The organism is Hydrocarboniphaga sp. FW305-C-57 (genome assembly GCF_058783045.1).
In genome coordinates this window covers 140630-153464 of sequence record NZ_JBYSYG010000011.1, presented here as the reverse complement: position 1 = coordinate 153464, position 12835 = coordinate 140630, and the positions used below count along the sequence as shown (strand labels likewise).

11 protein-coding genes are annotated in these 12835 nt (G+C 70.1%); 7 read left to right on the top strand and 4 right to left on the bottom strand.

The annotated features are described in order from the left end of the window. Window positions 1-11 precede the first annotated feature (11 nt). A complete protein-coding gene (locus AC3WUM_RS19945; protein WP_492412447.1) occupies window positions 12-1955 on the bottom strand; it encodes a TonB-dependent receptor domain-containing protein in 1944 nt (647 codons plus the stop codon). A gap of 188 nt (window positions 1956-2143) precedes the next feature. On the opposite strand from AC3WUM_RS19945, the gene AC3WUM_RS19940 reads away from it, so the two are divergent. The 7 genes from AC3WUM_RS19940 to AC3WUM_RS19910 all read left to right on the top strand — a co-directional run bounded on the left by AC3WUM_RS19940 (window position 2144) and on the right by AC3WUM_RS19910 (window position 9157). Next, on the top strand, window positions 2144-3166 hold the full coding sequence (locus AC3WUM_RS19940) for a helix-turn-helix transcriptional regulator (RefSeq protein WP_492412445.1): 1023 nt from the start codon (window positions 2144-2146) through the stop codon (window positions 3164-3166). A 176-nt stretch (window positions 3167-3342) separates the two neighbouring features. Further along, complete coding sequence (locus AC3WUM_RS19935) at window positions 3343-4158, top strand: siderophore-interacting protein (RefSeq protein ID WP_492412443.1); 816 nt, start codon at window positions 3343-3345, stop codon at window positions 4156-4158. Continuing rightward, a complete protein-coding gene (locus tag AC3WUM_RS19930) occupies window positions 4155-5153 on the top strand; it encodes an ABC transporter substrate-binding protein (protein ID WP_492412441.1) in 999 nt (332 codons plus the stop codon). Before AC3WUM_RS19935 ends, AC3WUM_RS19930 begins: the two co-directional genes overlap by 4 nt. Window positions 5154-5155: 2 nt before the next feature. Then, window positions 5156-6169, top strand: coding sequence for a FecCD family ABC transporter permease (locus tag AC3WUM_RS19925; protein WP_492412440.1), 1014 nt, complete (start codon window positions 5156-5158; stop codon window positions 6167-6169). After that, window positions 6166-7149 carry a FecCD family ABC transporter permease gene (locus tag AC3WUM_RS19920; protein ID WP_492412439.1) on the top strand — a complete coding sequence of 328 codons (984 nt, stop codon included), beginning with the start codon at window positions 6166-6168 and terminating at the stop codon, window positions 7147-7149. Before AC3WUM_RS19925 ends, AC3WUM_RS19920 begins: the two co-directional genes overlap by 4 nt. Next, window positions 7149-7955 (top strand): ABC transporter ATP-binding protein, encoded by an 807-nt coding sequence (locus AC3WUM_RS19915; protein ID WP_492412437.1) that lies wholly within the window; start codon window positions 7149-7151, stop codon window positions 7953-7955. The genes AC3WUM_RS19920 and AC3WUM_RS19915 overlap by 1 nt, the downstream gene beginning before the upstream one ends. Further along, on the top strand, window positions 7952-9157 hold the full coding sequence (locus AC3WUM_RS19910; protein WP_492412436.1) for an MFS transporter: 1206 nt from the start codon (window positions 7952-7954) through the stop codon (window positions 9155-9157). The genes AC3WUM_RS19915 and AC3WUM_RS19910 overlap by 4 nt, the downstream gene beginning before the upstream one ends. 43 nt (window positions 9158-9200) lie before the next feature. Here the strand turns inward: AC3WUM_RS19910 and trpE are convergent, their stop codons facing one another. The 3 genes from trpE to rpe form a co-directional block, all read right to left on the bottom strand. Beyond that, window positions 9201-10643, bottom strand: coding sequence for an anthranilate synthase component I (gene trpE, locus AC3WUM_RS19905; RefSeq protein WP_492412435.1), 1443 nt, complete (start codon window positions 10641-10643; stop codon window positions 9201-9203). Between the two features lie 180 nt (window positions 10644-10823). Beyond that, a complete protein-coding gene (locus AC3WUM_RS19900) occupies window positions 10824-12035 on the bottom strand; it encodes an MFS transporter (protein WP_492412433.1) in 1212 nt (403 codons plus the stop codon). A gap of 47 nt (window positions 12036-12082) precedes the next feature. Next, the gene (gene rpe / locus AC3WUM_RS19895; protein ID WP_492412431.1) at window positions 12083-12766 is read right to left on the bottom strand and encodes a ribulose-phosphate 3-epimerase; all 684 of its coding nucleotides are present in this window, start codon (window positions 12764-12766) and stop codon (window positions 12083-12085) included. Window positions 12767-12835: the final 69 nt, after the last annotated feature.

Genomic DNA, 12835 nt, shown 5'->3' with positions numbered 1-12835 from the left:
GCATCGGGTTTTCAGAAGCTGAAGCGCGTCGTGAAGACGAAGCTGCGGCCCTGCGCCATCAGCGGCCGGATGTTGAGGTTCTCGGCGTTGGAGGTGCTGAAGCGGTCGACGTAGTCCTGGTCGAACACGTTGTCGGCCGCGATGCGCAGCGTCAGCGCCTGCAGCCGCGTAGGCTTGTATTCCGCGTACAGGTTCACGACTTCGTAGCCGGCCAGATCGGGCGTTTCGCTCGCATCGTCGTGGTCGTAGTCGAGCGTGAATTCGGCGGTCAGGCCGGCGACGAGGCCTTGCGCGGGCCAGGCGTAGGCGCCGCTGAGCTTGAGCACGTCGCCGACCGGCGTGCCGAAGGTCGGTGCAAACGTGCGAATGCCCGCATCGCCGTATTCGAGCTCGGCATGCGTGTAGTAGGCGCCGATGCGGGCACGGCTCCAGTCGTAGGCGGCCTCGACGTTGACGCCCCGGGTTTCGAGGTCCGGGCCGTTGTGGCGCACGCCGGGTTCGATGTCGACGTCCGGGCTGTTGGTGATCCGCGTGTCGAAGCCTTCGACGCCGAGCTTCAGGCCGCCTTCGCGGTATTCGAGGCCGAGCTTGGCGTTGCGCGCTTTTTGCGCATCGACGTCGTCGGCGTAGGTGTATTCGGCCGCATGGAACAGCGCCGATTCGAGCAGCTGCAGTCCACCGAACACGTACGAGTAGCCGGCCGTGAGCGCGAAGGACGGCGTGAATGTGTAGCGCAGCGACAGGTTCGGGCTCAGGCCGCTGTTGTCGATGTCGCGGTCGTCGACCGATTCGTACCGCTGCGTATCGACGCGCAGGCCGGCCGAGGCGCTCAGCGGCCGGCTCGCGTCGGTGCGCAGCTGCGCGAAGATGCCGATGTTGGTCGCGCGCTCCTTGTCGATGCGCGCGTAGTTGTTGGTCTCGGAGCGATCCTCGTAGAAATCCAGGCCCGTCGTGAGCTGGCCCCAGGGCGTCACGAAGCGGTTCTGCGCGAGGCCGCTGACGCTTTTCACGGCCGAATCGAAATAGATGCGCATGGCGGTGCCGGTCGGCGAGGGACGCTCGATCGACGATTCGTTGAACGAGATGCGCAGCGTCGGATCGAACCAGGCCGTCGGCTGCGTGTTGGTGTATTCGAGCACGCCCGAGCGGCGCTCGAACTTGTTCCGCGCGAACTGGTTGCGCCCGCCGACGTCGGCGAAGTTCGCGCGAATCGGCCGCACGTCGTCGTCGACCAGGTACTGGCCCGAGAATTCGATGCGGTGCCCGCCTTGCGCGCTGTAGGCGAGCTTGGCGAGCGTGCTGAGCAGGTTGACGCCGGTGCCGATCACCTCGTCGCCGTTGCCGTCCTCGTAGTTCTTGCCCTCGCCGTGGCTGACGTAGCCGAGCGCTTCGAGTCCGCCGCCGCGCCCATAGGCCGCGCCACTCTGGCTGAAGGTTTCGCCATTGGTTTCGTAGTCGAAACCGAGAAACGCGCCGAAGTCGTCGCCGGGCTGCAGCATGTCGCCGGCATCGCGCGTCTCATAGCGGATCGAGCCACCGAGCGCGCCGGGGCCCGCGTCGGCCGGCGCGACGCCGGCGTCCACCGACACCGCCTTGAGAATCTGCGGATCGATCAGCGTGCTGCCGTTGTGGTGCCAGACGTTGTTCGACTGGCGCGCGCCGTCGATCTGCACGTTGAGATTCATCTCCTCGATGCCGTTGACGAACACCTTCTGCGACGAGGCGGTGCTGCCGCCGACATTGATCTCGGGCTGCTCGATGAGGCTCTCCTTGAGCGTGATCGGCGGGGCGACCGGATCGACGACGGATTCTTCGCGCACCACCACCGGCGCGAGTTCGATCGCGCTGCTGCCGACGGCCGCCGTCCGCGGCGGCTCCTTCGCCGGCTCGTCCGCCGCCTGCGCCGAGGCGCCGCCCGCCCAGAGCAGCAGCAAGGCGGTCGGTGCCGCCGCCATTCGTTTGACGTCCGTTTTGATGCCCATAGCCCCAGAACCGCCCCTTTATATGAGAATGATTTACATTAACCAACTCGGGACGTTATTTTCTGAAGCGTCGCCGCCGGCCGGTTTTGCGGCTGCGGCGGATTGCTTTGCCGGCAGCGCAGGCTGCGAGCCGGCGCTTCGAGCCAAGGAAGAGGGTTCACATGCATCACGGGAAAAGTCTTGCCCGCCCGAGCTTCGGGACCGAGGCGCTGGTCGCCCACGGACTCGATACGGCCGCCGGCTCCAGCGGCGTCAGCGCGCCTTCGGGCGAGCCGCTCGTGAAGGGCCGCCTGCGCGAAGTCAGCCTGCGGCCCGGGCTGTCGCTCTACGCCTCGGACGTCTGCGATCAGCGCGATCTCGATGTCTCGTCCTCGCTGCCGCCCGGCCTGCTGCTGGTGATGGCGCTGTCGGGCGAGGCCGACGTGTCCTACGGCGAGCGCCGCTTCCAGCTCGGCCCGCGGCTCGGCGACGACCGTCGCCCGCAGCACGAGGGCCTGGCGATCGCGCTGAACCAGACCGATTCGTTCACGCGCCGGCTGCGTGCCGGCGCACGCCGGCGCGTCGTCACGCTCGCGCTCGCCCCGCAGTGGCTCGACGAAAGCCGCGACGGCCTCGGCGACTATCCACGCATTCGCGCGCTGCGGCACGAGCACCTGGCGGTGCAGCGCTGGCGGCTGTCTTCGCGCCTGCTCGCGCTGGCCAGCGACGTGGTCGAAATGCACGCGCCGTCGTCGCCGCTGCAAGGCCTGTTTCTCGAGAGCCGCTGTCTCGAAATGGCCGCCGAGGCCTTGTCCGCCATCGCCGGCGAGCCGCCCGAATCGCAGGCCGGCGCGCAGCCCGGATCGCAGACCGGCCTGCGTCCGCGCGAGCGCAAGCGGCTCTCCGCCTTGCGCGAATATCTCGATAGCGGCGAAGGCGACAACGACTCGCTGCATGCGCTCGCAAACCGCATCGGCATGAGCACGAGCACGCTGCAGCGCGGCTTTCGCGCGCTGACCGGCAACAGCGTGTGCGAATACCAGCGCCAGCGTCGGCTGCGCCTCGCACGCGCCTCGCTCGAGCGCGAAGGCATCAGCGTGAGCGAGGCCGCGCACATCGCCGGCTACACGAGCGCGGCGAATTTCGCGACCGCGTTCCGGCGCCAGTTCGGCGTCACGCCGGGACAGTTGCGCGCGCGCAGCTGAGCGTTCGCACGGTCATGCAGTCAATCGAGAAGTCATCCGAATTGCCGCGTCTTTGCGCAAGGCGCGGACTGTTGTTGCGAAGGATCAAAAGCGTCGCCGCGCGGCCACGGCGCCGGCGGCGCGGGTTAGCGTGCGGCCTCGCCATGTCCGCGTCGCTTTCGACCTCGCAGCCCACCATGAATGCCTCCCACCAGCCGTCGCGCCCCACGCGGCCGCGGCGGCTGACCGTCATCGACACCCACGTGCTGAGCCCGCATCTGCGCCGCGTGCTGCTGGGCGGCCCCGATCTGCACGATTTCCCCGAAAGCCAGGCCGGCGCGCACATCAAGCTGTTCATTCCGTCGCCCGGACAGGCGCTGCAACTGCCGCGACTCGGCGCGAACGGCGTCGAGTGGCCGCCCGGCCCGCGTCCGATCGCGCGCACCTACAGCCTGCGCGGGCGCGATGCGCGAGGCGGCACGCTGAGCGTGGATTTCGTGCTGCACGGCAACGGTGGCCCGGCGTCGAAATGGGCCGCGCAGGCGCGTGTCGGTGATGCGATCGGACTCGCCGGCCCGGGCGGCCCGGCGCTGTATCGGGCCGATGCCGAGCGCCATCTGTTCTGCGGCGATCTGTCCGCATTGCCGGCGATCGCGGCGGCGCTCGAACGCCTGCCCGCGCAGGCGCAAGGGCTCGCGCTGATCGAAATCGCCGACCTCGCCGACGAGCTGCCGCTGCGGCATCCGCCGGGTATCGAGCTGCGCTGGTTGCGGTGCGCGCCCGACGCGGAGTCGCCGCTGCCCGCGCTCGTCGCGAAGGCGCGCTGGAGCGCACTCGACAAGGCCTCGGCGACCGTCGCCGGCGAGCGCGCGGCGGTTGCCGCGATACGCGCGCTGCTGCTCGAAAAAGGCCTGCGCCGCGACCGGCTCTATGCGGTGCCGTACTGGCGGCGCGGGCAGCGCGAAGAGGACTACCACGCGGAGCGCCATCGATTCATGGACGAGGAAGCATGAAGCCGTCGCATCGACGCAGGATCATCTTCGCGGCATCGGGCCTGTGCCTGTCGTTGGTGCTCGCGGCCTGCGGCGAGCGCGCCGATTCGCCGGGCGCGCAGGCGGGCTCCGCATTCCAAGGCTCGGCCGCGACCACGCACGACGTCACCGACGCGGCCGATCGCAAGCTGCGCGTTCCGCAATCGCCGCAGCGCGTCGTCGCGCTCAGCGAAATCGATCTCGACAGCCTGCTCGCGCTCGATCTGGCGCCGGCCGGCGCGACCGACGGACGCGGCAGCGATCATCCGCCCGCGTATCTCGGTGAGCGCACGCACGGCATCGCCAGCGTCGGCAATTTCGCCCAGCCGTCGGTCGATCGCATCCTGATGCTGCAGCCCGACCTGATCCTCGCGGGCGGGCATCCCGATCCGCAGCTGCTGGCCCAGCTCAACGCCATCGCGCCGACCGCCGTGAGCTTCAGGGTCGGCGAGCCCTGGCAGGCGAGTTTCGAGCGCATCGCCACGCTGGTCGGTCGTCGCGATCGGGCCGATGCGTTTCTCGCGCGCCATCGCGAACGCGTGCTCGGCTTGCGCGCGAGGCTGCGTGAACACGAAGGCGAAAGCGTGAGCATCGTGCGGTTGTCGCCGAACGGGCCGATGGCGATGCTCGGCGATGCCTTCGCGGGCCGCGTGCTCGCCGAGCTGGGCTTCATCCGTCCGCCCGCGCAGCGCGCCGCGGGTGCCGGCCATGCGCCACCGCTGAGCCGCGAACTGCTCGCCGACATCGACGGCGACTGGCTGTTCATCGGCAATTTCACGCCCGACCCGCAATCGGTCGCCGCGCTGCGTTCCGAGCCGGCGTTCGCGTCGCTGGCGGCGGCGCGCGCGGGCCACGTGCGCGAAGTCGACGCCATGCTCTGGACCGTCATCGGCGGTCCGATCGCGGCCGAGGCGGTGCTCGACGATGTCGAGCGCACGCTGCTGCCGGCCGCCTCCGCAGTGAAGGCTTCGGACTGAGCATGCCGCGGCGCGAGATCCTTGCCGCCTTGTCCGTGCTCGTGATCGCGCTCGTCGCAGCCTCGCTCGCGCTGGGCGCGGGCCGCATCGGCTGGCACGAATCGCTGGCCTGGCTGCTGCAAGGCCTGCACAGCGGCGACGCCTACACCGACATGGTGCTCGGCGACTTGCGCGCCCCGCGTCTGCTCAAGGCGCTCGGCATCGGTGCCGCGCTCGCGGTCTCCGGCGTGCTGCTGCAGACGCTCACGCGCAATCCGCTCGCCGAAGCCGGCTTGCTCGGCGTCAACGCGGGCGCGGCGCTCGCGATCGCGATGGGCCTGGCCATGAGCGGCGCGCTCGCTCCGCACCAACAGATCGCCTGGGCGCTCGCCGGCTCGCTCGTGGGCAGCGCGCTGGCCTGGCTCGTCGGCGGACGTGGCGAAGCCTCGCCGTTGCGCCTCGTGCTCGCAGGGCTTGCGCTCGCGGCGACCTGCCAGGGTCTCACGGCCTGGGCGACGCTCGGACGCGCGGCGAATCTCGATCAATTCCGCTTCTGGGTGCTCGGCTCGCTCGCGCATTCGGCCGGCGGATTGCTCGCGCCGAGCCTGTGGCTGATCGCGCTCGGACTCGTCGGCGCCGCGCTGCTGCATCGGCCGCTCGGTGCCTTGCACCTGGGCGACGAGGTGGCGCGCTCGCTCGGCGCGCGGCCCGCGTGGATTCGCGCCGCGGTGATCGCGATCGTCGCGATGCTGGCCGGAACCGCCGTCGCGCTCGCGGGGCCGATCGCGTTTCTCGGCCTGCTCGCGCCGTATTTCGCGCGCCGGATCGCCGGCGTCGCGATCGGCGCGCAGCTGCTGGCGTCCGCGCTGATCGGCGCCGCGCTGCTGCTCGCGGCCGATCTCGTCGCGCGCCTCGTCGTCGCGCCGTACGAGGCGCCCGTGAGCGCGCTGCTCGCCCTGATCGGCGCTCCGCTGCTGATCTTCATGGTGCGTGCGGACGGCCAGCTCGCGCTCGGGCGTGCGGGAATGCGCGCATGAGTCGCTCGCGCCTCGCGCTGCTGCTCAGCGCAGTCGCCGCGCCGCTCGCGCTCGCCGGGCTGTGCATCGGCCAGCCCCTGCTGAGTCCGCTGCAACTCGCGCGCATCGGCGATGCGCAAGCACCGCACTGGCTGCCGATGCTCGTGCTGCAGATTCGCCTGCCGCGCCTGCTCGCGGCCTGCGTGGTCGGCGCCGCGCTCGGCCTGTCCGGCTACCTGCTGCAAACGCTCGCGCGCAATCGGCTCGCGGGCCCGGACCTGATGGGGCTCAACGACGGCGCCTTGTTCGCGCTCGCGCTGAGCCTGCTGCTGAACCCGGCCGGACTCGTCGGCCCGTGGTGGTGCGCGCTGATCGGCGCCTTGCTGACGGTCGCGTTCGTGCTCGTGGCCGCCGGTGGCGTCGGCACGCAGGGCTATCGCGTGATCGTCGTCGGGCTCGGCGTCGCGAGCCTGCTGCGCGCGGGTTTCGACATCGCGATGTCGACCTTGCCGATCATGCATGCGGGCGGGCTTTACGCGTTCAGCGTCGGCAGTCTGGCCGGGCGCGGACTGCCGCTTGTGGCGAGCGCCGCGCTCGCGCTGCTGCTGTGTCTGATCGCACTGCTTCCCTTGCAGCGCGGCCTCGCGCTGATGGGCTTGCAGGACGACAGCGTGCGCAGCCTAGGCGTGCGTCTGCCGCAGCTGCGGCTCGCGGTGCTGCTGCTCGCGGCGGCGCTCGCGGGCCTCGCGGTCAGCGTCGCCGGGCCGCTCGGTTTCGTCGCGATCGTCGCGCCGATCCTCGCGCGTCACGCCGATGCCGCGGCTCCGCCGTGGCTCGCGGCGAGCGTCGGCGTGATGCTCGTGCTCGCCGCCGATCTGCTCGGCCGTATCGCTGTCCCGCCGGCCGAATTGCCGGCCGGCGTCGTCACGGGGCTGCTCGGCGGACCGTTCCTGCTCTGGCTGCTGCTGCGCTCGCAGCCGCTCGCGGCGGGTTTGCGCTGATGGACATCGTGGTCGAGGCGCTGAGCGCCGGCTATGGCGGAACGCCGGTGTTCGCGGGCGTCGACCTGCGCATACGCGCCGGCGAAGTCGTCGCCATCGTCGGCGCCAACGGCTGCGGCAAATCGACCCTGCTGCGCTGTCTCGCGCGCTTGCACAAACCCTTGTCCGGACGCATCGCGCTCGGCGAGCAAAGTCTCGACTCGCTGTCCGCGCGCAGCCTCGCGTTGAAACTCGGTTTCCTGCCGCAGTTTCCGCAAGCGCCCGCCGGCCTGAAGCTCTCGGCGCTCGTCGCCTTCGGCCGGCATCCGCATCGCGGCTGGCTCGCGCCGTGGTCGAGCGCGGACGAAGATGCCGTGCGCGAAGCCCTGGCCCGCACGAACCTGAGCGACTTCGCCGACAAGCCCGTCGACACGCTTTCGGGCGGCCAGCGCCAGCGCGCCTGGCTTGCGCTCGTGCTCGCGCAGCAGACGCCGATCCTGATGCTCGACGAACCGACGAGCATGCTCGATCCGGGTCATCAGCAGGAATTGCTGAGCCTGATCCGCGAACTCGGCGACGCCGGCCGCAGCATCGTCATGGTGCTGCACGATCTGTCGAGCGCCGGCCGCTACGCCGATCGCCTCGTCGCGCTCGCCGATGGCCGCGTGGTCGCCGATGGCTCGCCGCGCGAGGTGCTCACGACCACGCTCGTGCGCCGGCTCTACGGCATCGATTCGCACATTCTGCGCGCGCCCGACGACGGCGCTCCGGTGGTCGTGCCGGCGCGCGTCGATTCCACGCTGCACTCATCAAGGAAGATCGCATGACACCGCCGCCGATGCCCGCCGACCAGCGCCGCCTGTTGCTGCTGCTCGCCGCGATGCAGTTCACGCACCTGCTCGACTACATGGTGCTGATGCCGCTCGGCGCCGAAGTCATGCGCGTGTTCTCGGTCGATGCGGCGAGCTTCGGCTGGCTCGTCGGCGTCTACACGCTCGCATCGGCGAGTGCGGCGCTGTTCGGCGCCGCGGCGCTCGATCGCTACGACCGGCGCCACGTGCTGCTCGCGCTCTACGCGGGCTTCATCGTCGCCACGCTGGCCTGCGCAGCGGCGTCGAGCTTCGGCGCGCTGCTGCTCGCGCGCGCGATCGCCGGCGCTTGCGCGGGACTCATGACCGCGACGGTGATGGCGCTGATCGGCGATCGCATCGAGCCCGCGCGACGCGGGCAGGCGGTCGGCACGGTGATGTCGGCTTTCGGCGCGAGCGCGGTCGCCGGCGTTCCGCTCGGGCTCTGGCTCGCGTCGATCGCGGGCTGGCGTGCTCCGTTCGTGTTCGTCGCGGCGCTCGCGCTGGTCTGCTGGCTGCTGCTCGCGCGCTGGTTGCCGTCGACGCGCACCGCGTCCGGCGTACGCGTCGGCATCGGCGCGATCTTCGCGCAGCCCGGTCTGGCGCTCGGCTGGCTGCTGACTTTCGGCATCGTCTTTTCGGGCTTTCTGATCGTGCCGTACATCGGCGCGTTTCTCGGCGGCACGCTCGCCATCGCGGTGGCCGATCTGTCGTGGTTCTACCTGTGCGCGGGTGCGGCGACTTTCGTCAGCGCTCGCTTCATCGGCCAGGCCGCGGATCGCTTCGGCTCCGTGCGCGTGCTCGCCTTGCTGATGATCGCGAGCATCGCGCCGCATCTGGCCTTCACGCATCTGCGGCCATCGCCGCTGCCGCTGGTGGCCGCGATCTTCGTCGCCTTCATGGTGCTGACCTCGTCGCGCGCGATTCCGGCACTCGCGTTTCTGATCAACCGCGTGCCGCCACCGCTGCGCGGGCGCTACATGTCGATCAACATGGCCTGCAGCGACGCGGCGTCCGGCCTCGCGGCGGCGACTTCGGGTTTGATCGTCGGCTCGCAGCCGGAGGCGTTCGGGAACTTCGGCGTGATCGGCTGGCTGGCGACGGCCGTCACGTTGTCGACGCTGGCGCTGCTGTGGAAGTTGCAGCAGCCGCGTCGGATGGAAGCGGCGGCGGTTTCCTGATTCGCTGTCATTCCCGCTTTCGCGGCAATGACAGAAGAAAGCTTCAGGCTTTGCCGGCCGTCGCCAGACTCGCGGCCCGCACCATCGCGCGCGCCTTGTTCATCGTCTCTTCCCATTCCGACTGCGGATCGGAATCGGCGACGATGCCGGCGCCGGCCTGCACGTGGATCTGGCCGTCCTTGAGCACGGCGGTGCGGATCGCGATCGCGGTGTCGAGGTTGCCGGACCAGGCCAGATAACCGACCGCGCCGCCGTAGATGCCGCGCTTGACCGGCTCGAGCTCGTCGATGATCTCCATCGCGCGCACCTTCGGCGCGCCCGACAGCGTGCCGGCCGGGAACGCGGCGGTCAGCGCGTCGAGCGCGTGCATGCCGTCCTTGAGCCTGCCGCTGACGTTGCTGACGATGTGCATGACGTGGCTGTAGCGCTCGATCACCATCTTGTCGGTCAGCCTGACGCTGCCGGTTTCGGCGACGCGGCCGACATCGTTGCGGCCGAGATCGATCAGCATGAGGTGCTCGGCGAGTTCCTTCGGATCGGCGAGCAGGTCGGCTTCGAGCGCCTGGTCTTCTTCGGCCGTCGCACCGCGCTTGCGCGTGCCGGCGATCGGCCGCACGGTCATTTCGCCGTCTTCGACGCGCACGAGGATTTCGGGCGAGGAACCGACCACCTGGTGATCGTCGAGATCGAGGCAGAACAGGTACGGCGACGGGTTGAGCCGGCGCAGCGTGCGATACAGCGTCATCGCATCGGTCGTGAACGGCGCGCTGAGCCGCTGCGATGGCACCACCTGCATGACGTCGCCGGCCGCGATGTATTCCTTCACGCGGTCGATCGCCGCGCCGAAGGTCTGCGGGTTGAACATCGACACGAAGTCGTCCGGCGTCAGCGCCTTGGCCGCGGGCTTCAGCGCGCGTGCGGCCGGAGGATTCAGCAGCGAGGCTTCGATCTCGTCGAGCCGGCGCGCGGCGCGCGCCTGGTCGTCGGCGTCGTCGGCCTTCGCATGCACGACGAGCGTGAGCGTGCAGCGCAGGTTGTCGAAGATCGCGAGTTCGTCGGCGCGCATGAGCAGCACGTCGGGCGCGCCGATCGGATCGGCGTGCTCGCGGTTGATGCGCGGCTCGATGTAGCGCACGCAGTCGTAGCCGAAGTAGCCGACCAGGCCGCCCGTGAAGCGCGGCAGGCCGGGCGCTTCCTTCACGCGCACGCCTTCGCTGTAGGCCTTGATGTACGGGAACGGCGAATCGGCCTGCAGGCTTTCGACGATCTGGCCGTCGACCAGGCGCTCGATGAGCCTGCCGCGCACGCGGATGAGCTCACGGCTCGGCAGGCCGATGAACGAGTAGCGGCCCCAGCGTTCGCCGCCCTGCATCGACTCGAACAGGAACGAGTAAGGGCCTTGGGCGAGCTTGAGATAGGCGGAAACCGGCGTGTCGAGGTCGCCGGGGAGCTCACGCGTGAGCGTGACGTGGGTATAGGCAGTCATGTTCGGTCAGACGAGATGAGAAGCGGAGGGTGCAGCGGGCAGGCGAGCGCGGTGCGCTAGCGCCATCGCCAGGAACGGCGCAGGGCAGGGGCCTGCGCGATCGACTCCGTTTGCTTCATCGTGTTTGTTGAAAGCTTGAGACCAGAACGGCCGCCACTATAAGCGCGCCGCCCGCAGCGGTCACGCCGCGCGTTTCTCGGTCGCGAACGCGGCGAGCACGAGCAGTGCGGCGCCGGCGCCGACCGCGCAGGCGAGCAGCCAGCCGCCGTGCGCGAACACCACGCCCGTGATCGCCGAGCCGATCGCGCCGCCGCAGAAGAAAGTCGCCATGTAGAGCGCGTTCATGCGGCTGCGCGCGGCCGGGTTCAGCGCGAACAGCAGGCGCTGTCCGGTGACGAGGTTCGCCGACACGCCGAGGTCGACGACGATGCCCGAGGTCACCATCAGCGGAAGCGAGCCGCTGATCAGCCCGAGCGCGGCGCAGCCGAAGCCGAGCGCGACGAGCAGCATCGCCACCGCCGTGCTGCGGCCGGCCCAGCCGCGATCGGCCGCGCGCCCGGCGATCGGCGAGGCGATGGCGCCGGCGATGCCGGCGAGCGCGAACAGGGCGAATTGCGCGTGGCTCAGGTTGAACGGCGCGGCCGTCATCACCAAGGTCACGCCGGTCCAGTACAGCGAGAAGCCGCCGAACAGTCCCGCGTGATACAGCGCACGGCGGCGCAGCAGCGGCGTGTCGCGCCAGAGCTGCCAGAGCGAGCGCAGCAGGTCGAGGTAATGCAGCACCGCGCTCGGCTTGCGCTCGGGCAGCAGCAGGCGCAGCGCAGCGGCGATGACGAGCATGCCGACCGCCGAAGCCGCGAACACCACGCGCCAGCCGACGACGTCGGACAGCGCGCTCGACAGCGGCCGCGCGAGCAGGATGCCGATGAACAGCCCGCTCATGATGTTGCCGACGACGCGGCCACGCGTCGCATCGGGCGCGAGCTGCGAGGCGAACGGCACCAGAACCTGTGCGACGACCGAGGTCAGCCCGACCGCGAGCAGGGCGCCCAGCAGCATCAGGGCGTTCTGCGCCGAGGCGGTCGCGGTCAGTGCGGCCGCGCAGACCAGCAGCAGGCTGCAGCACAGCCGGCGGTTCTCGAGCAGATCGCCGAGCGGCACGAGCAGCAGCAGGCCGAGCGCGTAGCCGATCTGCGCGAGCGTGACCATGAGCCCGAGTGCGGACGGCGACAGTTGCAGCGCGCTGCCGATCGGCTCGATCAGCGGCTGCACGTAGTAGAGGTTGGCGACGATCGCCCCGACCGCGATCGCGAAGACCAGCGTCAGCCGGGAGGTGATCTGAACCGCTGGCGCGGCCGGGTTTGCGGCCGGGCCGCCGTCTGCACTCGACATCGACATTCCTTGTGAAGCGGGCTGCGGCGCCGGCAGCGCCCGCCGTTTTATCCCTGGGTCGCGGACGCGATGGCTTCGCGCATCTTGGCGATGGTCGCCGCGTAGTCCTTGGAATTGAAGATGGCGCTGCCGGCGACGAAGCTGTCGGCGCCCGCGGCGGCGATTTCGCCGATGTTGTCGACCTTCACGCCGCCGTCGATCTCGAGGCGGATCTCGCGGCCGCTCGCATCGATGATCGCGCGCGCCTCGCGCAGCTTGGGCAGCGCCGAGGCAATGAAGCTCTGGCCACCGAAGCCCGGGTTGACCGACATCAGCAGCACGAGGTCGACCTTGTCGATCACGTACTTGAGCACGTCGAGCGGAGTGGCCGGGTTGAACACCAGGCCGGGCTTGCAGCCGGCGTCGCGGATCGCCTGCAGCGAGCGATCGACGTGGCGCGTGGCCTCGGGATGGAAGGTGATGTACGTGGCCCCGGCCTTGGCGAAGCTCGCGGCGAGCGCGTCGACCGGCTCGACCATTAGGTGCACGTCGATCGGGGCGGTGACGCCGTACTTGCGCAGGGCCTCGCAGACCATCGGGCCGATGGTCAGGTTGGGCACGTAATGGTTGTCCATCACGTCGAAATGAACCCAGTCGGCGCCGGCGGCGAGCACCTTGGCGGTGTCCTCGCCGAGGCGGGCGAAGTCGGCGGACAGGATCGAGGGGGCGATGACGGGCGTCTGGCGGGGCATGGCGGGCTTCCGGCGGTAAAAAGCGCGCGGATTATTCCAGATCGGCCGAGCGCCGGGCGCCGGTGGGGC

Excerpts from the sequence above, each read along its gene's own strand:
- AC3WUM_RS19910 (WP_492412436.1), top strand. The coding sequence starts at position 7,952 with ATGACACCGCCGCCGATGCCCGCCGACCAGCGCCGCCTGTTGCTGCTG.
- AC3WUM_RS19920 (WP_492412439.1), top strand. The coding sequence starts at position 6,166 with ATGAGTCGCTCGCGCCTCGCGCTGCTGCTCAGCGCAGTCGCCGCGCCG.
- AC3WUM_RS19940 (WP_492412445.1), top strand. The coding sequence starts at position 2,144 with ATGCATCACGGGAAAAGTCTTGCCCGCCCGAGCTTCGGGACCGAGGCG.
- AC3WUM_RS19925 (WP_492412440.1), top strand. The coding sequence starts at position 5,156 with ATGCCGCGGCGCGAGATCCTTGCCGCCTTGTCCGTGCTCGTGATCGCG.
- trpE (WP_492412435.1), bottom strand. The coding sequence starts at position 10,643 with ATGACTGCCTATACCCACGTCACGCTCACGCGTGAGCTCCCCGGCGAC.
- AC3WUM_RS19930 (WP_492412441.1), top strand. The coding sequence starts at position 4,155 with ATGAAGCCGTCGCATCGACGCAGGATCATCTTCGCGGCATCGGGCCTG.
- AC3WUM_RS19945 (WP_492412447.1), bottom strand. The coding sequence starts at position 1,955 with ATGGCGGCGGCACCGACCGCCTTGCTGCTGCTCTGGGCGGGCGGCGCC.
- AC3WUM_RS19935 (WP_492412443.1), top strand. The coding sequence starts at position 3,343 with ATGAATGCCTCCCACCAGCCGTCGCGCCCCACGCGGCCGCGGCGGCTG.
- AC3WUM_RS19915 (WP_492412437.1), top strand. The coding sequence starts at position 7,149 with ATGGACATCGTGGTCGAGGCGCTGAGCGCCGGCTATGGCGGAACGCCG.
- AC3WUM_RS19900 (WP_492412433.1), bottom strand. The coding sequence starts at position 12,035 with ATGTCGAGTGCAGACGGCGGCCCGGCCGCAAACCCGGCCGCGCCAGCG.
- rpe (WP_492412431.1), bottom strand. The coding sequence starts at position 12,766 with ATGCCCCGCCAGACGCCCGTCATCGCCCCCTCGATCCTGTCCGCCGAC.